The 22,362-nt window shown below is 53.1% G+C and carries 18 protein-coding genes and 1 riboswitch; of the genes, 11 read left to right on the top strand and 7 right to left on the bottom strand.

Features of this window, described 5'->3' with window-relative positions:
- Positions 1–454: 454 nt before the first annotated feature.
- The gene (locus OI69_RS06610) at positions 455–2,260 is read right to left on the bottom strand and encodes an AMP-dependent synthetase/ligase (RefSeq protein ID WP_039347706.1); all 1,806 of its coding nucleotides are present in this window, start codon (positions 2,258–2,260) and stop codon (positions 455–457) included.
- A gap of 411 nt (positions 2,261–2,671) precedes the next feature.
- Between OI69_RS06610 and leuA the strand changes: the two genes are divergently transcribed.
- Genes leuA through leuD form a run of 4 tightly spaced genes read left to right on the top strand, consistent with a single transcriptional unit; the run spans position 2,672 to position 7,380 of the window.
- Positions 2,672–4,270, top strand: a complete 1,599-nt coding sequence (gene leuA / locus OI69_RS06605) for a 2-isopropylmalate synthase (RefSeq protein ID WP_039347703.1) — start codon at positions 2,672–2,674, stop codon at positions 4,268–4,270.
- On the top strand, positions 4,270–5,361 hold the full coding sequence (gene leuB / locus OI69_RS06600) for a 3-isopropylmalate dehydrogenase (protein WP_039347701.1): 1,092 nt from the start codon (positions 4,270–4,272) through the stop codon (positions 5,359–5,361). Before leuA ends, leuB begins: the two co-directional genes overlap by 1 nt.
- Before the next feature lie 2 nt (positions 5,362–5,363).
- Positions 5,364–6,764, top strand: a complete 1,401-nt coding sequence (gene leuC, locus OI69_RS06595) for a 3-isopropylmalate dehydratase large subunit (RefSeq protein WP_039347698.1) — start codon at positions 5,364–5,366, stop codon at positions 6,762–6,764.
- A 13-nt stretch (positions 6,765–6,777) separates the two neighbouring features.
- Positions 6,778–7,380 carry a 3-isopropylmalate dehydratase small subunit gene (gene leuD, locus OI69_RS06590; protein ID WP_039347694.1) on the top strand — a complete coding sequence of 201 codons (603 nt, stop codon included), beginning with the start codon at positions 6,778–6,780 and terminating at the stop codon, positions 7,378–7,380.
- Positions 7,381–7,640: 260 nt separating this feature from the next.
- Here leuD and OI69_RS06585 read toward each other — a convergent pair whose 3' ends face one another.
- The 4 genes from OI69_RS06585 to sgrT form a co-directional block, all read right to left on the bottom strand.
- Complete coding sequence (locus OI69_RS06585; protein WP_039347693.1) at positions 7,641–7,952, bottom strand: AzlD domain-containing protein; 312 nt, start codon at positions 7,950–7,952, stop codon at positions 7,641–7,643.
- Complete coding sequence (locus tag OI69_RS06580; protein WP_039347689.1) at positions 7,949–8,683, bottom strand: AzlC family ABC transporter permease; 735 nt, start codon at positions 8,681–8,683, stop codon at positions 7,949–7,951. Before OI69_RS06580 ends, OI69_RS06585 begins: the two co-directional genes overlap by 4 nt.
- 99 nt (positions 8,684–8,782) lie before the next feature.
- The gene (locus OI69_RS06575; protein WP_039347687.1) at positions 8,783–9,622 is read right to left on the bottom strand and encodes an AraC family transcriptional regulator; all 840 of its coding nucleotides are present in this window, start codon (positions 9,620–9,622) and stop codon (positions 8,783–8,785) included.
- A gap of 369 nt (positions 9,623–9,991) precedes the next feature.
- Positions 9,992–10,156 carry a glucose uptake inhibitor SgrT gene (sgrT, locus tag OI69_RS20345; RefSeq protein WP_072034268.1) on the bottom strand — a complete coding sequence of 55 codons (165 nt, stop codon included), beginning with the start codon at positions 10,154–10,156 and terminating at the stop codon, positions 9,992–9,994.
- Between the two features lie 90 nt (positions 10,157–10,246).
- On the opposite strand from sgrT, the gene sgrR reads away from it, so the two are divergent.
- From sgrR to thiQ, 4 genes are all read left to right on the top strand, one after another.
- Positions 10,247–11,905 carry an HTH-type transcriptional regulator SgrR gene (sgrR, locus tag OI69_RS06570; protein ID WP_039347684.1) on the top strand — a complete coding sequence of 553 codons (1,659 nt, stop codon included), beginning with the start codon at positions 10,247–10,249 and terminating at the stop codon, positions 11,903–11,905.
- A gap of 37 nt (positions 11,906–11,942) precedes the next feature.
- Positions 11,943–12,039, top strand: a riboswitch (TPP riboswitch).
- Positions 12,040–12,119: 80 nt separating this feature from the next.
- Positions 12,120–13,103 carry a thiamine ABC transporter substrate binding subunit gene (thiB, locus tag OI69_RS06565; RefSeq protein ID WP_154715527.1) on the top strand — a complete coding sequence of 328 codons (984 nt, stop codon included), beginning with the start codon at positions 12,120–12,122 and terminating at the stop codon, positions 13,101–13,103.
- Complete coding sequence (thiP, locus tag OI69_RS06560; protein WP_039347678.1) at positions 13,079–14,686, top strand: thiamine/thiamine pyrophosphate ABC transporter permease ThiP; 1,608 nt, start codon at positions 13,079–13,081, stop codon at positions 14,684–14,686. Before thiB ends, thiP begins: the two co-directional genes overlap by 25 nt.
- Positions 14,673–15,377, top strand: coding sequence for a thiamine ABC transporter ATP-binding protein ThiQ (gene thiQ, locus OI69_RS06555; RefSeq protein ID WP_039347675.1), 705 nt, complete (start codon positions 14,673–14,675; stop codon positions 15,375–15,377). The genes thiP and thiQ overlap by 14 nt, the downstream gene beginning before the upstream one ends.
- Positions 15,378–15,387: 10 nt before the next feature.
- Here thiQ and OI69_RS06550 read toward each other — a convergent pair whose 3' ends face one another.
- On the bottom strand, positions 15,388–17,010 hold the full coding sequence (locus OI69_RS06550) for a family 43 glycosylhydrolase (protein WP_039347672.1): 1,623 nt from the start codon (positions 17,008–17,010) through the stop codon (positions 15,388–15,390).
- Between the two features lie 765 nt (positions 17,011–17,775).
- Here OI69_RS06550 and ilvB point away from each other — a divergent pair.
- Both ilvB and ilvN read left to right on the top strand, forming a co-directional pair.
- Positions 17,776–19,440, top strand: a complete 1,665-nt coding sequence (gene ilvB, locus OI69_RS06545) for an acetolactate synthase large subunit (protein WP_039347668.1) — start codon at positions 17,776–17,778, stop codon at positions 19,438–19,440.
- Between the two features lie 5 nt (positions 19,441–19,445).
- Complete coding sequence (ilvN, locus tag OI69_RS06540; RefSeq protein WP_039347841.1) at positions 19,446–19,757, top strand: acetolactate synthase small subunit; 312 nt, start codon at positions 19,446–19,448, stop codon at positions 19,755–19,757.
- 68 nt (positions 19,758–19,825) lie between these two features.
- Here the strand turns inward: ilvN and OI69_RS06535 are convergent, their stop codons facing one another.
- Positions 19,826–20,596, bottom strand: coding sequence for a DedA family protein (locus OI69_RS06535; protein WP_039347666.1), 771 nt, complete (start codon positions 20,594–20,596; stop codon positions 19,826–19,828).
- Positions 20,597–20,742: 146 nt separating this feature from the next.
- Between OI69_RS06535 and OI69_RS06530 the strand changes: the two genes are divergently transcribed.
- A complete protein-coding gene (locus OI69_RS06530; protein ID WP_039347840.1) occupies positions 20,743–22,323 on the top strand; it encodes a sensor domain-containing diguanylate cyclase in 1,581 nt (526 codons plus the stop codon).
- The last annotated feature ends 39 nt before the right edge of the window (positions 22,324–22,362 follow it).

Here is a 22,362-nt window from a genome sequence, read left to right as displayed (position 1 = left end):
GCTTCTGTATTGAGCGGGGAAAATCCCCGCGCTCACGTTGTGTTAATACTGTTAATTTTTAGTATATCCTAAATAGTTCGAGTTTCAGGAAGGCGGCAAGAGAAGGAATCCCGATGAGCTTACTCAAGTAAGTGATTCGGGTGACTAAACGCAGCCAACGTACATGCAACTTGAAGTATGACGGATAGACAAGAAAACGAAATATTATAGGGATTGCTAATAACCCATTAACATAACGCCAGATTATGACGCAGACAAATGGCAAAAAACCACCACCCTTGATCAGGACAAGGGGAAATCAAACGTGAGGGAAAAGAGAATTGAGATAAAATACTAACCGAGAACCCTCAGACCTGAGAGATCGTCCATAAAGACCATAAATTACAGAGTGAAATATTGAAGCCGAAAAACCCTATTTCTTTTCCAAAAACGAGCTTCTCGGCCTGTCATCTCATCAAGACTCTGCGTACATCGCATCAATTTCCAACTGGTAACGCTGGTTGATGATCTTCCTGCGTAGCTTGAGCGTTGGCGTCAGTTCCCCTTTTTCCATCGAGAATGGCATCGGCAACAGTGTGAATTTCTTCACCTGCTCAACGCGAGAAAGCTCTTTCTGCATTTCCCGCAGGCGCTGTTCGAACAGCTCAATAATATGGCTGTGACGCAGCAATTCCAGACGATCGTGGTACTTCAAATTGATGGAGCGAGCGTATTCTTCCAGCGCTTCAAAACACGGAACAATCAGCGCAGACACATACTTGCGCGCATCCGCGATAATCGCCACCTGTTCGATAAAACGGTCCTGCCCCAGCGTCCCTTCCAGATGTTGCGGAGCGATATATTTACCGCCCGAGGTTTTCATCAGATCTTTCAACCGCTCAGTAATAAACAAATTACCGTTGGCATCCAGTTCACCCGCATCTCCCGTTTTCAACCAGCCGTCTTCGGTAAAGGTTTCTGCGGTTTCCTGCGAACGATGGAAATAACCTCGCATGATGGTTGCACCACGCACCTGAATCTCTTTTTCCTCACCAATACGGACTTCAATGCCCGGCAGCGGCGTACCAATCGAGCCTAAGTGGAAACGGTTCTCTTCCCAGCAGGAGACGGTCGCGCACGTTTCGGTCATACCGTAACCATAAATGATGCGAATCCCAATCGATAGGAAAAACAGAATGATGTTGTCATCCAGTCGCGCCCCCGCTGCGGGCATAAAGCGAATTTCGCCCCCCAGAAGCTGGCGCAGTTTCCCTAACACCAGTCGGTCGGCATAGCGGTGCATCACGCGGTGGAAGATCCCACCTTTTTTCCCAGCCTGACTCGCCAGAAAAGCATGCCGCCCCTGCGCAACAGCCCAGTTGAAGATCCGCTGGCGATACCAGGGAGCCTGTGCCACTTTTTCATGAATGGCGCTGTAAACCTTCTCATAAAAACGCGGAACAGCGCACATCACGGTAGGCTTCACCGCCTGCATCGCATCACGCACCAGATTCGTGTTGCTGAGATACACGTTCTGCGCACCACGGTGCATAATGACAAAGCTCCATGCACGCTCAAACACATGAGAAAGCGGCAAGAAACAGAGCGATACGTCGTTTTCTGACATATCCAGACGATCGTCGTGCAGCTTAAGCTGCATCGCTATATTGGTATAATCCAACATGACGCCTTTCGGCTCACCAGTGGTGCCGGAAGTATAAATCAGCGTAAACAGATCGTTGAGATCGCGACTGTCGATGCGCTTTTGCCATTCATCACGCCAGAAATCGTCTACCGCCTGCGCTTCAAATTCACCCAGAGATTGCGCAATGTCGATACCGCGTAGGTTAACGCCTTCATCCATCACGATGATATTGCGCAGTTGTGGACAGGTGTCGCGCAGTGCCAGCAGCGCATCCAACTGCGCCTGACCGCCGACAAATATCGTACGGATATCGGCATCATTGATGATGAACGCCGCCTGTGCCGCCGTATTCGTGGCATAGATTGGCACGCTAATCGCCCGCAGGTGCAGCAGCGCCAGATCGGCCAGCGACCAATTCATCGAGTTATAGGAGAAAATCGCCACCCGCTCCTGGACATCCACGCCCAGCGCTAACAGCGCGCTGGCAATGCGCTGAATGCGCTGCCCTGCCTGTGTCCAGGTGAGTTGCTGCTCGCCCGTAGGCGTCCACTCACGCAGCGTAATACGGCCTGCGCAGTGATTGATCTGATCTTGAACCCGGTGCACCACATGATATGGCTGTAAATGATTAGTCATCTGCAAAAGAATTTATAAGGGAAATGAAGTGACAGCGTTTCAGCGTACATCTGTATATTATTTGGCGTGCAGTCTACCGTCATTGTTCAAAACCGCAACGTTCTTTCGTTCATTCGTCGCAGGCTATCGCTGGTTTACTTGACACACGTCACATCAATCAAACGTTGACATAACCCTGATAATCGCGTACCAATAAGGGAACGCCGAATTTTAGATGACGAGACGCCATGTTCAATTTTACTGTCCTACTAAGCCTACTACTAAACGCATCCTTCTTGCGCGGTAGGTTTGTGGGCAGAGTTCAGAACTAAGTTTCTCGCCACACGATACAAAAACCCGCGCTGATGCGCGGGTTTTTTTTTACTCGCCAAGCGCCAAGTACAAAAGTAGACACGACAAGGAACTAAACCCATGAGCGAGCAAGTCATTATTTTCGATACCACATTACGTGATGGTGAGCAGGCCTTACAGGCGAGTCTGAGTGTAAAAGAAAAGCTGCAAATCGCTTTTGCCCTGGAACGTATGGGCGTTGATGTTATGGAGGTTGGTTTTCCTGTGTCCTCTCCCGGCGATTTTGAATCTGTGCAGACGATTGCCCGTAACATCAAAAACAGTCGCGTGTGCGGCCTGACTCGCTGTGTCGAAAAAGATATCGATGTCGCCGCAGAAGCGCTGCGTGTCGCAGAAGCTTTTCGTATCCATACCTTCATTGCCACGTCGCCGATGCACATCGCCACCAAGCTGCGCAGCACGCTGGACGAGGTGATTGAACGCGCCATTTACATGATAAAACGTGCGCGTAACTATACCGACGACGTTGAGTTTTCGTGTGAAGATGCAGGCCGTACGCCAATCCCAGACCTGTGTCGCGTGGTTGAAGCCGCCATCAACGCGGGCGCTCGCACCATTAATATCCCAGACACCGTCGGCTACACCATGCCGCACGAGTTCGGCAATATCATCGCCTCTCTGTACCAACATGTTCCTAATATCGATAAAGCCATTATCTCTGTTCACACCCATGACGATTTGGGTCTGGCGGTCGGCAATGCCATGGCGGCGGTGCATGCAGGCGCGCGTCAGGTGGAAGGGACATTGAACGGTATCGGCGAACGTGCCGGTAACTGTTCACTGGAAGAAGTCATCATGGCGATCAAAACCCGCCATAACATCCTGAATGTCCATACCAATATCAACCATCAGGAAATCTACCGTACCAGCCAACTGGTCAGCCAGATTTGCAATATGCCTATCCCTGCCAACAAAGCAGTCGTGGGTGCCAACGCTTTCGCCCACTCTTCCGGTATTCATCAGGATGGCGTGCTGAAGAACCGTGAAAACTACGAAATCATGACGCCGGAATCCATCGGCCTGAAAGAAGTGCAGTTGAACCTGACGTCCCGTTCTGGTCGCGCGGCAGTGAAACACCGCATGGAAGAGATGGGCTATCAGGACAGCGATTACAATCTGGACGATCTGTATTCCGCGTTCCTGAAACTGGCGGATAAAAAAGGTCAGGTCTTTGATTACGATCTGGAAGCGCTGGCCTTTATCAACCGTCAGCAAGAAGAGCCAGAGTTCTACCATCTGGATTATTTCAGCGTCCAGTCTGGCTCCAGCGTGATGGCAACCGCCTCTGTCAAACTGGTTTGTGGTGAAGAAACTCAATCAGAAGCCGCGACAGGTAATGGCCCGGTGGATGCCGTTTATCAGGCGATCAACCGCATCACGGGCTACCAGATTTCGCTGGTCAAATACCAACTAACGGCCAAAGGTCAGGGGCGTGATGCGCTGGGTCAGGTAGATATTGTTGCAGATTATCAGGGGCGTCGTTTCCACGGCGTCGGTCTGGCGACGGATATCGTTGAATCTTCCGCGCAGGCAATGGTAAATGTATTAAACAACATCAAGCGTGCTCAGCAGGTAGAAAAAGAAATTAAGCGTCTGCAACAGCACAATAGCCAACAACAAAACGATAGCAAACAACAAAACAGTCAGGAAACAGTGTGATGACAAAGAGCTACCATATCGCCGTTTTACCCGGAGACGGCATTGGCCCGGAAGTAATGGCACAGGCCCACAAAGTACTGGACGCGGTACGTCAGCGTTTTGGCATTCGCATCACCACCAGTGAATATGACGTGGGCGGCATCGCGATTGACCGTCAGGGTACACCGCTGCCGCAGGCGACCATCGCGGGCTGTGAGCAGGCCGATGCGATTCTGTTCGGCTCCGTAGGCGGCCCGAAATGGGAACACCTGCCACCCGCAGAACAGCCGGAACGCGGTGCGTTATTGCCTCTGCGTAAGCACTTCAAACTGTTCAGTAATCTGCGCCCTGCACGTTTGTATCAGGGGCTGGAAGCCTTTTGCCCGCTGCGTAGCGACATCGCCGCAAAAGGTTTTGATATCCTGTGCGTGCGCGAACTGACGGGCGGTATCTACTTCGGTCAGCCGAAAGGCCGTGAAGGGAGCGGCCAGTATGAGCGCGCTTTCGATACCGAGGTGTATCACCGTTTCGAGATTGAACGCATCGCACATATCGCGTTCGAATCTGCCCGTAAACGCCGCAGCATCGTGACCTCTATCGATAAAGCCAATGTGCTGCAAAGCTCCATTCTTTGGCGTGAGATCGTTAATGAAGTTGCACAGCAATATCCGGATGTAAAGCTGTCCCATCTGTATATCGATAATGCGACGATGCAGTTAATCAAAGATCCGTCTCAGTTTGACGTGATGCTGTGTTCTAACCTGTTCGGAGACATTCTGTCCGACGAATGTGCCATGATTACCGGCTCAATGGGTATGCTGCCTTCTGCGAGTCTGAACGAGCAAGGCTTTGGTCTGTACGAGCCTGCTGGCGGTTCCGCACCGGATATCGCCGGTAAAGACATTGCCAACCCGATTGCGCAGATTCTGTCTTTGGCGCTGCTGCTGCGCTACAGCCTGGGGGCGGATGATGCCGCTGAAGCGATTGAAAAAGCCGTGAATACCGCGCTGGCTGAAGGTTACCGTACCGCCGATCTGGCAAGCGCCAGCAACGCGATTGGCACCAATGAAATGGGCGACGTGATTGCGCGTTTTGTGGCGCAAGGGGCATAACCATGGGTAAGACGTTATATCAAAAATTGTTCGACGCACATGTGGTTCATGAAGCACCGAACGAAACGCCGCTGCTGTATATCGACAGACATCTGGTGCACGAAGTCACCTCCCCGCAGGCTTTTGACGGCCTGCGTGCGATGGGCCGTCAGGTTCGTCAGCCGGGGAAAACCTTCGCGACGATGGACCACAACGTCTCCACGCAGACCAAAGACATCAACGCCAGTGGCGAGATGGCCCGCATTCAGATGCAGGAATTAATCAAAAACTGTGCAGAATTCGGCGTGCAACTGTATGACCTGAACCACCCGTATCAGGGTATTGTTCACGTTATCGGCCCTGAACAAGGGATGACGCTGCCGGGTATGACCATCGTCTGCGGTGACTCCCACACGGCGACACACGGTGCATTTGGTTCGTTAGCTTTCGGTATCGGCACGTCGGAAGTGGAACATGTACTGGCGACGCAAACTCTGAAGCAGGGTCGCGCCAAAACCATGAAGATTGAAGTCACGGGTGACGCCCCACACGGCATCACCGCGAAAGACATCGTGCTGGCGATCATCGGTACAACCGGTAGCGCAGGCGGCACGGGTCATGTGGTTGAATTTTGTGGTAAAGCGATTCGCGCGCTGAGCATGGAAGGCCGTATGACGCTGTGCAACATGGCGATTGAGATGGGTGCGAAAGCAGGTCTGGTTGCGCCGGATGAAACCACGTTCAACTACCTGAAAGGCCGCCAGTTTGCGCCGAAAGACGCCAACTGGGACGCCGCCGTCGCCTACTGGAATACGCTGAAATCCGATGATGACGCGCAGTTTGACACGGTTGTCACGCTGGACGCCGCGCAGATCGCGCCACAGGTCACCTGGGGCACCAACCCCGGTCAGGTTATCGCCGTCAATCAGGAAATCCCAAGCCCTGATTCGTTCAGCGATCCGGTAGAGCGCGCCTCCGCCGCCAAAGCGCTGGCTTATATGGATCTGCAACCCGGTATTAAGCTGACCGACGTGAAGATCGATAAAGTCTTCATTGGTTCCTGCACCAACTCGCGCATTGAAGATTTACGCGCAGCAGCAGAAATCGCCAAAGGGCGTAAAGTCGCCGTAGGCGTTCAGGCAATTGTCGTTCCCGGTTCGGGTCCGGTAAAAACCATGGCGGAGCTGGAAGGGTTGGATAAGGTGTTCATTGAGGCCGGTTTTGAGTGGCGCTTACCGGGCTGCTCGATGTGTCTGGCGATGAACAATGACCGCCTGAACCCCGGCGAGCGCTGTGCCTCCACCAGCAACCGTAACTTTGAAGGCCGTCAGGGGCGCGCAGGACGCACCCATCTGGTCAGCCCCGCAATGGCTGCGGCTGCGGCGGTAACGGGTCGCTTTGCCGACGTTCGCGAGTTGAATTAAGAGAGAAACCGACATGGCTAAATTTACCCAACACACTGGTCTGGTGGTTCCTCTGGATGCCGCTAACGTCGATACCGATGCCATTATTCCCAAGCAGTTTCTGCAAAAGGTGACGCGTACCGGTTTCGGGCAACATTTGTTTCACGACTGGCGCTTTCTGGACGATGCGGGTCAACAGCCCAACCCTGAGTTTGTGCTGAACCAGCCGCATTACAAAGGTGCGAGTATCCTGCTGGCGCGGGAAAACTTCGGCTGTGGCTCTTCCCGTGAGCACGCGCCGTGGGCGCTGACCGATTACGGTTTCAAAGTCGTTATCGCCCCAAGCTTTGCCGATATCTTCTATGGCAACTCGTTTAACAACCAGTTACTGCCCGTGAAGTTGAGCGATGAAGAAGTGGATGAACTGTTTAAACAGGTTGATGCTCAGGAAGGGATAACTTTCACCGTCGATCTGGAGAATCAGATCGTTCAGGCAGGCAGCAAACGCTACCCGTTTGAAATCGACAGCTTTCGCCGCCACTGCATGATCAACGGATTAGACAGCATCGGCCTGACGCTGCAACACGAAGCATCAATTACCGAGTATGAAAAGAATCAGCCTGCCTTTTTGAACTGATTCGGCATGACAGTCAGACCCAAGCCCGCACGGTTTCCTGCGGGCTTCGGGGGCTAACAAAGTCCATCGAGCGGCAGTAACGGATAGATCGTAAAGACGCTGTAAACACATCCCTGTGCGCTCGGCTTGCGCCATCCATGGCGCAAACGCTTTACTCTTCTATTCCGTTACTCCCGTTTTCGTTCGGCAAATAGGTTCATCAACAGTTTGAACCGGCACTTTATTATTGCGGGCTTTTTCTTTTGCCAGGAAAGAGGAAATTACAGTAGAGCGGTAATCAGATAAAAAGCCAGCATACTGAAGAGTACGGCGACCACCATATTTCGGATAAAAAAGGAAATTACCACACTGACAATAGCGCCGAGAAAATACGGGTTATCAGGAAATACGCGAAGCACACTGTTTTCCATCAAGATAATTGGTCCACAAATCGCAGTGAGTAAGCAAGGCGCGGAATACTTTAATGCACGATGCAGTAAAACCGGAATTCTTACCGGCACAGCGGGTTCAAGAAAAATATAGCGATTAAAAAATACGATCCCTGCCAGAATAACTATTAATAGCCAGCTCATTTTTCTTCCTTAAGCAAAGTCGCGATGAATACAGAAAAAAACATGCCGCTAACACCAGCGATAGCAATGGCGCCGTCTACCTTGAAATAGCTCAATAGCATCGACAACAGCAGAGAAAACAGGACACCCGCGAAGGTACTGATCTTCTTTATCATCGGCACAACGATGGTAATGAAGGTGGCAACAATAGAGTAATCAAGGTGATACTTGTCTAAGTCAGGTACGGAAGACGCCATGACTACCCCAAGAATGCTGAAGATATTCCAAAAAATATAAAAGGTGAAACCCGCACCGATTAAATAACTGGCGCTGACATTATTCTTCCTGTCTTTCTTTTCACTGAGTGCAAAAAGTTCATCGGATAATAGATATCCGATAGGAAGTCGTTTGCTTAATCTCAATGTTGAAACGTATTCGCGTAGCGTCAGACCATATATAAGATGCTGTGCGGTGATAAAAAAAACGGAAATGAGTAGTGTCGCGACATTCGCCCCGGATACAAGTAATCCCAACGAGACTAATTGTGCCGCCCCGGCAAACATAATCGCAGACATCCCGATACTTTGCGCGACAGATAACCCCGACTGAATGGCCATCGAGCCAGCCAAAATACCCCAGGGCACAACAGATAAACAAAGAGGGAGCATTTCAACTACGCCAGTCATAAAATGCTTCCACGGGCTACTGCTATCTTTTAATCCAGACGATGAAGGTGCTACGGTGTTTTCCATATAACAGGCGCTACCACAAATAAATCGATAGCGGAAAACTAACAAAACGTTTTTGACGAGTATTGGATAAATTTGCTGTGCCCAGAATCGGCGTGGCGTTTAGCGTGAATTACCTTTAGCAAACTCACCTGGCGTCAATCCCAATGAATGTTTGAAATGCCGATGGAAATGGCTCTGATCGGTAAAACCGCACAGCACGGAAACATCGGGAATAGCATTGCCTTGACGCAACAGGGCTTTCGCCTTACGCAGACGAGCCTGAATCAAATAAGCGTGGGGCGTAATACCAACAACGGCTTTAAACTGCCGTAAGAAGTGCCATACGCTAAGCTCAGCCAGCGCGGCCAATTCGACAAGCGCCAGTTCTCTCTCGGGATAGCTATCCATAAAGGCTTTCACGTTCAGGATATTTTGGGTCGCCACGGGCAACATCGGTGGCGTCAAACGCGTCTTGCTATAGCGCATCGTCAGCCAGGTTAATGACGACAGCAGCAGCGTTTCTTTCAATAGCATATTGCCCGGCTGAGCCAGCATAGTGAAGGTCATGAGCAACTGTTCGGACAATCCGGGGTCGTGGACAACGGCATCGGGAAACCACGGAATGGACGCTTTTGCGCGTTGCAGATCCCGATTAATCGAGCGGAAAAGGTCGGGATGCGGATAAATAGCACGATAAGCCCAACCCGTTTCTACCTCAGCGCTCCCCGTGTGCACATCGTCTGCATTCACCAGAATAATGTCGCCTTTAGGCGCAACATGTTCTGCACCAGAGCGATAAAAACGCTGAGCGCCCTGCTCAATCACGCTGATGCAATAGGTATCATGAACATGACGAGGAAAACGCTGCTGGTAATACTGCGCCTGCAACATATCCAGACCGCCGAGTGCTTCCAGATGTCTGAAAGTGGTCTGCTCTTGCACGACTGGCGTTTTCTGCACGCGTTAACCCCCTACTCTTTGTACAAAATTGCTCTGGCAAAAAAACCAGGGTGCCAGAAACAACATGCCTGCTTCACAGATTCTATCAGAAGCAGATCGACATCCCGACGCCATTTTTACGCTACCAGGAGTCATCCTGCCTAAATCGTTCCCCTTCTGCACGGTTCGTCAACCTGCTTTTGCGAGGCTGCGCGCAAGCGTATTACGCTATTCCATTGCCCGAGAAATTTACGTGAAAAATGCCGCGGATATCTCTTTACCCTTCACCCCCTCTGGCATAGCCAGATTAGCACCATAAAAAAAGCCAGCGAAAAACCTCGCTGGCTGGTGAAATGTCACCATTACTCAGAATACCTTTCTTCACACCACCTAGAGCCAATGACGATACTCGTCGTCGGACATGTCTTTCAGGTGCCACTGCGTCGCCTGCTGCAATAACGCGATGCGCTGCCGGGGAGACATCCATCGCAACCATGTTGCTTTACAGTTCGATAAGTAGGTTCGATAGAACGGGTACAAACGGGAAAGCGCCATAAGCCACCTCCTCTCTTTCCTTGTAAGAAAGTATCGACGTAATATAGGGAAAGATAAATTGATGACTTTAGTGCAGGGAGTTCCTCTTTTATGTCTTCTCCTCGACTACAACAGCAGTTCATCCGCCTGTGGCAACACTTTCAGGGACAGGCTACCGATACCACGCTGCAAGAGCTAACCGGAGTACTGAACTGTTCCCGCCGTCACATTCGCTCACTACTGAACGCGATGCAGCAGGAAGGCTGGCTCATCTGGCAGGCTGAGGCGGGAAGAGGAAAGCGCTCTCAGCTCTCCTTCGTCTATACCGGATTAGCGCTACAGCAGCAGCGTGCCGAGGATCTGCTGGAACAGGATCGCATTGAGCAGTTGGTGCAGTTGGTCGGGGATAAAGAAGCGGTACGCCAGATGTTACTCGCCCACCTTGGGCGAAGCTTCCGGCAAGGAAAGCATATTCTGCGCATCTTGTATTACCGTCCGTTACGCAATTTACTCCCCGGTTCGGCGCTACGGCGTTCAGAGATGCACATCGCACGGCAAATTTTCAGCGGCCTGACGCATATAAATGAGGAAAACGGGGAAGTTGAACCCGATCTGGCTCACCATTGGCAGATGCTCTCTCCCCTGCATTGGCGTTTCTATCTGCGCCCGGCGATCCGTTTTCATCATGGACGCGAACTCACGATGGATGACATCACTGCGTCACTCTCGCGTCTTACCCCGCTTCCGCTCTTTTCTCATCTTGAAGCCGTCACGTCGCCGATGCCGTTTGTCATTGATATTCGGCTGCACAGCCCGGATAAATGGCTACCGTGGCTCTTAGGTAGCGTACATGCCATGGTTTTACCGCAAGAGTGGCAAACGCTACCGGATTTTGCCCAGCACCCGATTGGCACCGGCCCGTATGCCGTGGTGCGCAATAACAGTAATCAGTTGAAAATTCGCGCCTTTGATGATTACTTTGGCTATCGGGCGCTGATTGATGAGGTCAATATCTGGGTACTGCCAGACGAACCGGAGGAAATGCCGGTATCCATCCAACTTCAGTCTGACAATTCTCGTCACGAACAGTTGGAAAGCCGGATGGAAGAAGGGGGCTATTTCCTACTGTTCGACAAACGTTCACCGTTAGCCTCACGCCCGGACGCCCAGCAATGGCTCAGGCAAGTATTTAACCCAATTTCGCTACTCAACCATGCCAACGCCAGCAATCAGCGCGACTGGTCGCCCGCCTATAGCCTGCTGCCGCGCTGGCATCATCATCACCCCGACGTGCCGCACGCCATGCCTAAAGGGTTAACCGAGGTCACGCTCACGTTCTATCAGACACACCCTGAATACCGGATATTAAGCGAGATTATGCGCACGCTGCTGGCGCAGCACGGTGTCACGTTGCATATCCAGACGGTTAGCTATGAAGATTGGTATCAGGGTAATGCCGAAAGCGATATGTGGTTTGGCAGCGTGAACTGCTATTTGCCGATTGAATTTTCCCTGTTCGCGATGATCTATGAACTTCCGTTAGTGCAGCACTGCCTGAACGACGATCTGCTCGCGGATGCGCAGCAATGGCGCAATCACACGCTGCCAATGGCGGAGTGGTGTGAAAAACTGATCGCGAGTGGTCAGTTATATCCACTGTTGCACCACTGGCTGCAACTTCAGGGGCAGCGCAGTATGCGCGGTGTCAGAATGAACATGCTGGGCTGGTTTGATTTTAAATCCGCCTGGTTTGCACCGCCGGAACGCTGAGAACCTTTCGCTGCACGGCTGAACCCTTTACAATGTGCCGTTCTCAACGGGGTGCGGAAAATTTTTCGCTGAGAAGATACCCGTCGAACCTGATCCGGTTAATACCGGCGAAGGGATTTGAGAGTGCGGCTTATTGCTGCCTCAAAGTCCTTTGCCACCCTATGATTCTCAGGAGTGCAAAGTGTTAAATCAATTACTACACCGTTCAGCCACCGTGCTGAAAACCAGCCTGCCTTGCCTGTTACTGCTGTCTGCTTCAGCCTTCGCCAAACCTGCGCTTACCGTTTATACCTACGATTCATTCGCGTCTGAATGGGGTCCTGGCCCCGTCATCAAGACCGCGTTTGAAAAAGAGTGCGAGTGCGAACTGAATTTCGTCGCACTGGAAGATGGCGCATCGCTGCTGAACCGCCTGCGTATGGAAGGCAAAAACAGTAAGGCAGACATCATTCTGGGGCTGGACAACAACCTGTTACAGGCCGCAGAGCAAACCGGCCTGTTTACGCCACACGGTCAGGATACCCACACCGTCACGGTGCCGGGCGGCTGGAATAATAAGACGTTCATTCCCTACGATTACGGCTATTTCGCGTTTGTGTATAACAAAGATACGCTGAAGAACCCGCCGAAAAGCCTGCATGAACTCGTTGACAGCAACGCTCCGTGGAAAGTGATCTATCAGGATCCACGCACCAGCACGCCGGGACTGGGCCTGCTGCTGTGGATGCAGAAAGTGTACGGCGACGATGCACCGCAAGCCTGGCAGAAGCTGGCGAAAAAAACCGTTACCGTCACCAAAGGCTGGAGCGAGGCCTATGGTCTGTTCCTGAAAGGGGAAGCGGATCTGGTGTTGAGCTACACCACCTCGCCGGCCTACCACATCATGGAAGAGAAGAAAGACAACTACGCGGCGGCCACCTTCAGCGAAGGACATTATCTGCAAATCGAAATCGCCGGGCAGTTGGCCTCCAGTAAACATCCCGAGCTGGCGAAACGCTTTATGCAGTTCATCCTGAGCCAAACGTTCCAGCAGGCGATTCCTACCACAAACTGGATGTATCCGGCCATTAAAACTGACCTGCCTGCGGGCTTCGCGACGCTCGCGGTGCCAGAGAAAGCGATGCAATTTAGCGCGCAGGACGTTGCGGATAAAAGGGCGGAGTGGATTCAGGCATGGCAACGCGCCGTCAGCCACTGATCGGCGGGCGTCTGTGGCCAGGGCTGCTGGCCACCACGCTGTTAATTTCTGTTGCCGTACTGGCTTTCGGTGCGCTGTGGTTACAGGCACCCGAAAGCCAGTGGCGTGAGCTATGGCATGACAGCTATCTCTGGCACGTTATCCGGTTTACCTTCTGGCAGGCCTTTCTCTCTGCGCTGTGCGCTACCGTCCCGGCTATTTTTCTCGCCAGAGCACTGTATCGGCGGCGCTTTCCCGGTCACCGCTGGCTGCTGCGCCTGTGTGCAATGACGCTGGTGTTGCCCGTGCTGGTGGCCGTATTTGGCCTGCTGAGCGTATATGGTCGGCAAGGCTGGCTGGCTTCTGCGCTAGGCTGGTTTGGCCTGCAATACACGTTCTCGCCCTACGGGCTGCGCGGCATCCTGCTGGCGCATGTCTTCTTCAATCTGCCGCTGGCAACCCGCTTGCTGTTGCAGTCGTTGGAAGGCATTGCCATCGAGCAACGCCAGCTAGCCGCCAATCTGGGTATGAACGGCTGGCAGCATTTCCACCTGCTGGAATGGCCAGCGCTACGGCGACAAATTCTACCAACCGGCGCGCTGATTTTTATGCTCTGCTTTGCCAGCTTCGCCACAGTGCTTTCGCTGGGCGGCGGCCCGCAGGCGACTACGATTGAGCTGGCCATCTATCAGGCATTGAGCTTTGATTACGATCCGGCACGCGCGGCGCTGCTGGCACTCATTCAGATGGTGTGCTGCCTTGGTTTGGTGCTGCTGAGCCAGCGGCTCGGGCGTATTCTGCCGGTTGGCAGTACCCAGCAGCTTGCCTGGCGTAACCCGCAGGATAGCATGTTAAGCCGTGTCACCGACGGCCTGCTGATCGGTGCGCTGCTGCTACTGGTTGTCCCTCCGTTGCTGGCTGTGGTGGTCGATGGCGTCAACCGTTCGCTAATTTCCGTGCTACAACAGCCGGTACTCTGGCAAGCACTGTTTACCTCGCTGCGTATTGCTTTAGGCGCGGGGTTATTGTGTTTGGTGTTGACCATGATGCTGCTCTGGAGCAGCCGCGAACTGAAGTTACGCCAAAAACCACTGTACGGGCAGTTGATGAACCTGAGCGGTATGCTCATCCTCGCCATGCCCGGCATTGTGCTGGCAACGGGTTTCTTCCTGCTGCTGAATAACAGCATCGGGCTACCGCAATCCCCCTACGTGCTGGTGGTGCTGACGAATGCGCTGATGGCCATTCCGTATGCGATCAAGGTACTGGAGAACCCGATGCTGGACGTTGCCGAGCGTTACAACCGGCTCTGCACGTCGCTGGATATTCGCGGCTGGCAGCGACTGAAGCTGATCGAACTCGCCGCGCTGAAGCCGCCGATCGCGCAGGCGTTAGCCTTTTCCTGCGTGCTGTCACTCGGTGATTTTGGCGTCATCGCGCTGTTTGGCAATGAGCAATTCCGTACGCTGCCGTTCTATCTCTACCAGCAAATTGGTTCCTATCGCAGCGCAGATGGCGCAGTGACCGCGCTACTGTTAATGCTGCTGTGCTTTCTGCTATTTACCCTGATTGAAAAACTGGCGGGCCGTCATGATCGCGCTTGAGAAATTGACCTACCTCTATCAACACTTGCCCATGCGTTTTGATTTTCACGCCAACATGGGCGAGCGCATCGCCATTCTTGGCCCCAGCGGCGCAGGAAAGAGTACGCTATTAAACCTGATTGCCGGTTTCCTGATGGCAGACAGCGGCGAACTGCGGCTTAACGGCGCCTCGCACCGCGAAACACCTCCCTCCAAACGCCCGGTATCGATTCTGTTTCAGGAAAATAACCTGTTTCCTCACCTGACAATCCGGCAGAACATCGCGCTGGGGTTACACCCCGGCCTGCGGCTCAATGCCGCACAGCGCGACACGCTGCGGCACATTGCCGATCGGGTGAGTCTGGCGGATCTTCTGGATCGCTTGCCCTCGCAGGTGTCCGGCGGGCAGCGTCAGCGTGCGGCACTGGCACGCTGTCTGGTGCGTCATCAGCCGATTCTGCTGCTGGATGAACCCTTCTCGGCGCTCGATCCGGCGCTGCGTCAGGAGATGCTCGATCTGGTTGAAAGCGTGTGTGAGGAACGTCAATTTACGCTGCTGATGGTGTCTCACAATCTGGATGATGCCATGCGGATCGCGAAACGCACTGTGCTGATCGTGGACGGGCAGATTGGTTATGATGGGCCAACTCAGGCGCTACAGGATGGCAGCGCCGAAGCGGCCGCCATCCTGGGAATTTCACGCCCGTCTTAGGCTCAGAGAATCAGGGTAACGCCTGATAACGCAGGTTGCTGAATGTGACCTCGCCCTCGCCCGCCGCATATAAGGCGGGGCGTAGGCTGAGGAAGTCATACGCGACGTTATGATGATAGCCAGAAACTTCCATCTGCACGGGGTATTTCTTCCACGCTTCCTGATCCGACGTTCGGGTGTAAAACGTCACGATATGACGATCGTTTCTCATCAGAATCTGCACGTCATTACCCGTTATGTGCGGCAGTTTCTTTTCCGCCCTTTCCAGCCCGTAGCGATGCATGACGGTGCCATCCTGATTAAACGATAGCCCGACGTACAGCTTGGCGTTGTAGAACAGCAGCAAGCCCGCCTGTGCGCCGGGGGCGAAATTCGCCGTGACTTCAAGTTGGTAAGCCTGATCGCCGGGGATCATCGTCAGTGGCGCGCTGTCTTTCGGCGACGTGCCTTTGGCCTTCAGATGCAGCTTGCCGTCGCTGAGCGTGACCCGCTTCAACTCTTCCGCATTCGCGCGATAGAAGTGCCAGCGAGCCGGAAATTTCTCGTCGGTAAAGCTATCAGACCAGCCCATACCGTGCGGCACTGCCTCGCCGCCTTCCGGCTTGCGCATCGGCTTACCAGTATCGAACCCGGCTGACGTAAACCAGCCGTCATTGCCCCAGACAATCGGTTCCAGCATCGCCTGCCGCCCGAGTGTCATAAAGCCGTTTTCATAACCGTGATACACCATATACCAGTTTTTATCCGGCCCTTCGATCAGCGTCGCATGGCCGCGCGACCACCATTTCTCGGAACGATCCTTTGTACGGATAATCGGGTTATGCGGCGAATTTTCCCACGGCCCGTTGATCGATTTGGAACGTGCGGCAATCACCATGTGTCCGGTAGGCGGCCCCGCCGTTCCACCTTCAGCCAACACCATGTAGAAGTAGTCACCGTGGCGCAGCATCTTCGGCCCTTCCTGCGAGAAACTTTCCACATCCCACGCTTGCGGGTACTCCCATCCCTGATAGACCACCGCCATATCGCCGACGGTGGATAACCCATCGTCCGTTAACTGCACACGATTGCCGCCAGACATAAAGATGTAGCGCTTACCATCTTCCCCCACGACGTGGCCGGGGTCACTGGCCGGATTTTTCAACCCCGTGTCTTTCGGTGGCGTCCACGGGCCGCGAATGTTATCGGCGGTGATCACATACAGCGTTTTCTTTTTCGTTCCTTTGGCATCGATAATCCGATTTGTGGTGAAGTAGATATAGTATTTGTCGTTGTACTTCACCAAATCCGGTGCCCAGATGGCATCAACGGGCGTCGTGATCGCCGGGCCAAGCGGTTCCCAGTTGACTAAATCGCGCGAGTGCCAAATCAGCAGTCCGGGGATATCGTCAAAGGACGAGAACGTCATGTAGTAATCCTGCCCATCCTTGATAATCGTCGGGTCGGGATGATCGCCTGCAATAATCGGGTTGAGATAACAGCCATTGCCCAAATCCGCCTGACGCTGCTGTTCAATCCCCCGTTTCCATTCGTTGGCAGGGCCAGCCTGGCAGGCCATCGCCTGACCAATGCCTATTGCCATCAGTAAGATACCGCTCAATACCCCTTTCCCCACCGCTCGGGACACACCCATTTGTTACCACCCACTATCTCAATGATTATTTTATAATTTATAACATTGAAACCCTGTTCCAATTGTGAAAACAGTCACGATTCTCTGGTTCTGCGGCGAAAAATCGAGCGTTAATCGTACGGTGAAATACCAATATATATCCTAAATAATTCGAGTTTCAGGACAAAACGAGAACGTTTTGAATAACGCGAAGCGTTAGCCCTTTAGGGCGATGCTCAATCATGAGCATCGTAACGCGGCAAGTGAGGGAATCCCGATGAGCTTACTCAAGTAAGTGATTCGGGTGACAAATCTGCCGGGAGCAGATTTGAACGCTGCTTGCAGCGGCCCTTCAGGGCGAGGCCCACGACGGGCCGAGTATTTGAGCGCAGCCAACGCACATGCAACTCGAAGTATGACGGGTATACTGTGACCCATTCGACATATTCAGTTTTTATCCCTTGTAGGTATTGTGTCTTTTTATACTGCTGTGCTTATATTAATCGTCGATTGGTTATTCATTCGAATACAGCACTCAACCATAACTAACATAAGTAAACAGGATTCCCGTGACGCACTACTCTTCTTCCACTTCAGCACTACTAAGCACCGCGCATGTTGACGCGGTCGTCGTCGTGCGCGTGGCAGTCGTGGTCGTCGTCGGCAGCGCGCCGTAACGGGTTCCGAATCGAAGATTCTCAAACCCCGCCGGCGCCAGCCGAGCGGGGTTTCTTGTTTATACCCTCCCCGCTCCGAACCGCACCGGCCCTGATGAAGGATGTAAACATGCGTTATACAGGCGCTCAGTTAATTGTTCGGCTGCTCGAACAGCAGGGCATCACCACCGTCGCGGGTATCCCCGGTGGCGCGGCTCTGCCGCTATATGATGCATTAGGCCAGAGTAAGACAATCCGCCACGTTCTGGCTCGACACGAGCAAGGCGCGGGATTTATGGCACAAGGCATGGCGCGTGCCAGCGGGCGCGCCGCGGTCTGTATGGCCTCAAGTGGCCCAGGGGCGACCAACCTGCTCACCGCAATTGCCGATGCCAAACTGGATTCGATCCCGCTGGTGTGTATCACTGGTCAGGTGCCTTCCGGCATGATCGGCACCGATGCGTTTCAGGAAGTCGATACCTACGGCATCTCTATTCCTGTCACCAAACATAACTATCTGGTTCGCGACATCAACGATCTGCCGCGCGTGATCCCGGAAGCCTTCCGCATTGCGCAGTCGGGTCGTCCTGGTCCGGTGTGGATCGATATTCCCAAAGATATCCAGACCGCGACCATTGAACTGGATGCACTGCCCGATGCCTTTCCTCTCGATACGCCGCCCACGATTCCACAGCAGGAGATCGCGCGAGCGGCGGCGATGATTAACGCCGCTCAACGCCCGATTCTCTATCTGGGCGGCGGCATTGTTAGCGGTGCTGCGCACGAGCAGGCGGTGCAACTGGCTGAACGTGCCAACCTGCCAACCACCATGACGCTGATGGCGCTGGGTGCCATGCCTGTCGATCACCCGCTGTCGCTGGGTATGCTGGGTATGCACGCCGCACGATCAACCAATCTAATCTTACAGCAGGCAGATTTGTTAATTGTGCTGGGTGCGCGTTTTGACGACCGCGCGATTGGTAAAGCGGAACAGTTTTGCCCGAATGCCAGCATCATTCACATCGATATCGATCCCGCTGAATTGGGCAAGATCCGCCAGCCGCATGTGGCGATCAATGCGGATGTCGCGGAGGCATTGGATCATCTGCTGCCTCACATTACGCCGCAGCAGCGTAACGCATGGCGTGCAACCGTCTGCGGGCTGCAACAGGAGTTTCCATTCAGCATGCCGAATGCTGACGACCCCTTAAGTCATTATGGTCTGGTTCAGGCCACCGCACGGGCGCTGACGGATGATGCCATCATCGCAACCGATGTTGGTCAGCACCAGATGTGGGTTGCCCAATCTTATCCGCTGCGCCGCCCACGCCAGTGGCTGACGTCTGGCGGGCTTGGAACCATGGGCTTTGGCTTGCCAGCGGCGATTGGCGCCGCGCTGGCTGAACCCGAGCGTACCGTGGTGTGTTTCTCTGGTGACGGCAGCCTGATGATGAATATTCAGGAAATGGCAACCGCAGCGGAAGAAGGGCTAAACGTCAAAATCGTCCTGATGAACAATCAGTCACTCGGTCTGGTTCATCAGCAACAGGATCTGTTTTTCCAACAGCGCATTTTCGCCGCCGATTACCGCTACAGTGCGAATTTCCTCGCGATTGCCGCTGGCTTCGGCTTTGCAACCTGCGATCTGAACGCCGCCGCCGATCCACAGGCTGCGTTGCAAGACGCGCTCAACCAACCGGGGCCAGCGCTGATCCACGTACGCATTGACGCCAATGAAAAAGTTTTTCCGATGGTGCCTCCGGGCGCAGCAAACATCGATATGATCGGAGATTAATGACTATGCCAACTCAATCAACTTCACTAACGCAATCCACTGCAAATCAGGTCACGCTTGAACTCTCTGTGCGCAATCACCCCGGCGTGATGTCACACGTTTGCGGCCTGTTTGCCCGCCGGGCATTTAACGTGGAAGGGATTTTGTGTATGCCGCTGGCAGACGGTGAGGAAAGCCGGATTTGGCTACTGGTCAAAGATGACCAGCGGCTACAGCAGATGATAAGCCAGGTGGAAAAGCTGGAAGACGTGCTTCAGGTGCGCCGTCACGGTGAAGAAATGCGAATTTTCGAGCAGGTCGCCGAATTTTACCGCTAGCGAATGGCATCAATACGTATTTGATCAAATATATAGTTTGGCCGGGGCTTTTCCCGGCCTGCCTACGATCACCCGTTTAATACCTGCCATAGCAGGTGCCGATAAACCGGCATCAACGGATGTTGAATCAACACAACCAGCAAGGCAATCGCCGCCACGGACACCACAGGCGCAACCCAGCGCAGACGTCTGAGCGGCATCTTTCTGCTAAACCAATCGCGATGTTTACGTTTATCACTACGCCACCAGCGCCAGGTTAACCAGCCAGCGACCCACAGCGCGACCGCGGTAATCAGCAGCAGCCACTTAAACCCTGCGCTGTTCGCCCCTGCGGGAATATCAATCGCAACCCCGGCCAGAATGCCGGGCAAGAAATAGGCGGGTGGCCACAGCAGGCAGCCGATGATATTCGGCACAGCAAATTTATAAGGCGGCAGCCCCAGCATTCCCGCCACCATGGGGATTAACGGACGTGTCGGGCCGACAAAACGCCCGATCAAGATCGTCGGCATCGGGTGCTGATACAGCGCATACTCGGTTTTATTCAGTAACGACTGATACTTTTTCAGGAAAGACCAATTATGCAGCGGCGCTTTGAAACGCCTGCCAATAAAATAGGAAATCCAGTCCCCTAGCAGACAGCCAATAATCCCAGCCGCCCACGCAGGATACAGCCCCATTTGTCCACTGCCAATCAATGCCCCGAGCGTTGCCATCATCACCGTTCCCGGCAACAATAGCCCCACCAGAGCCAGAGACTCCAGAAAGGCAACCAGCATGACGGCGATCAGTGAATACGCGAGCGATTGAGTAACCAGATGATCCAGCCACGCTTCCATAAACTTACCTGTATTTTATAAAAACAAGGATTGTCTGGATCATAGCAGACGCCGTCAACTCCTGATTGCTGGTCAATTCTTTTGCACCAATGGTCAGCAACACTTATGATAGCGGTCATTTTTTGCCACTGTGCGGCACTGCCATTATGTTTTTTAAACTACTCACCCATTTCGGATTACGACGTCTTATCCTATTTCTGGCAGTGGCAAGCGCATTGGTAACGCTGGCAAACAGTTTTTATGCCAGCTACCGCGTCCAACGTGAACTTCTGATTGATAACACACTGGAAGCCAATCGCGTCTATGCCACCAAGCTCGCGGCGATGACGCATTCTTTTTTTAAAGAAGCTCAGCAGCAGCTCGCCTATAGCGCCACTATCGTCGCGACCCAGATGGACGATCAGGTTAATCTGCTTAAAGAAGCTGACCGCCTGCGGTTACAAACCAGCAATTTCAATTCCGTCGTCATTGCCGATGAGAAAGGTGTTGTCAGAGCCACTTCACCCGATACGTTCCAATTAATCGAGAGAAGCCTCACAACAGCAGGCGCACTCGAAGCGTTGAGAGAAAAGAAACCGCTTATCAGCCAGCCCTATGTTTCTGCCGCTAATAACTTTCTTATACTCATCTCTTCACCGATTTTCACACGGGATGGTCGCTACAAAGGGTTTATTGGTGGCTCGATCTATCTTAAGCAACCCAGTGTCCTCAATACCTTGTTAGACAAACACTATTACCGCGATGGCTCCTATATTTACGTCACCGACAAAAATAAAAGAATGCTGTATCACCGTGATATAGAACGCGTTGGCGAAACAGAGAACACGATCGAGGCGATCGACACGCAACATGAAGAGAACGGCAGCCAACATACGCTGAACGACCTGGGTGAGCCGATGCTCGCGGGCTATGCGATTGAAACGACCTCACAATGGGAGATTGTGGCGCTGCGTCCGACTGCCACCACACTGAAACCACTGGATGGCCTGATGCTGAATGTGCTGCGCCATACGCTCCCACTCGCCCTGTTGACTATCTTCTGCGTCTGGCTGCTTGCCCGACTCATCGCACAGCCGCTGTGGCTGCTGGCTCGAAGCGCCAATAAGATGGATGCCACGGACGTTTCCGACGATATCAGAAACATCCACTCCTGGTATTTTGAAGCCTCACAGCTCAAACAGGCGATGTTGCTGGGTATCGATCTCCTCCAGCGTAAGATTGGTAAATTACGTTCAGAGGCCCATTCTGACCCAATGACCGAGTTGCTCAATCGTCGTGGTTTGGATAGCGTGCTCCGCTACTGGCAGATGGGGCAGAAAAGTTTCGCGATTATCGCACTGGATATCGATCGCTTTAAACGCATCAATGACACCTACGGCCATGATGTAGGGGATAATGTCATCCGCTATCTCTCACAGCTTATTCGCACCAGCTCACGCGATACCGACATTCTGTGCCGCAGCGGCGGTGAAGAGTTCCTTATCCTGCTGCCGGAAACCAGTCTGGACGTCGCTATCAATATTGCTGAACGGCTACGGAAGCGCATGCAGGAATCGACGATCCCTGTAGTAGGTAATATCACCATCTCATTAGGTGTCGCCCTATGGGAACCGGACGTAAGCACTATATCGATCGAGCGCACCTTTAAGCTGGCGGATGAAGCCCTGTATCAGGCCAAACAGGAAGGTCGCAATCGCGTGGTTTCCACCTCCGGCAACGAGCGTTAATCCCCTTTCTCCTTCTTTATCTCGGTGATGTCTCAGGAT

This window comes from Pectobacterium fontis (assembly GCF_000803215.1).
Classification (GTDB): Bacteria; Pseudomonadota; Gammaproteobacteria; order Enterobacterales; family Enterobacteriaceae; genus Pectobacterium; species Pectobacterium fontis.
This window is presented reverse-complemented; position numbering and strand designations above follow the sequence as displayed.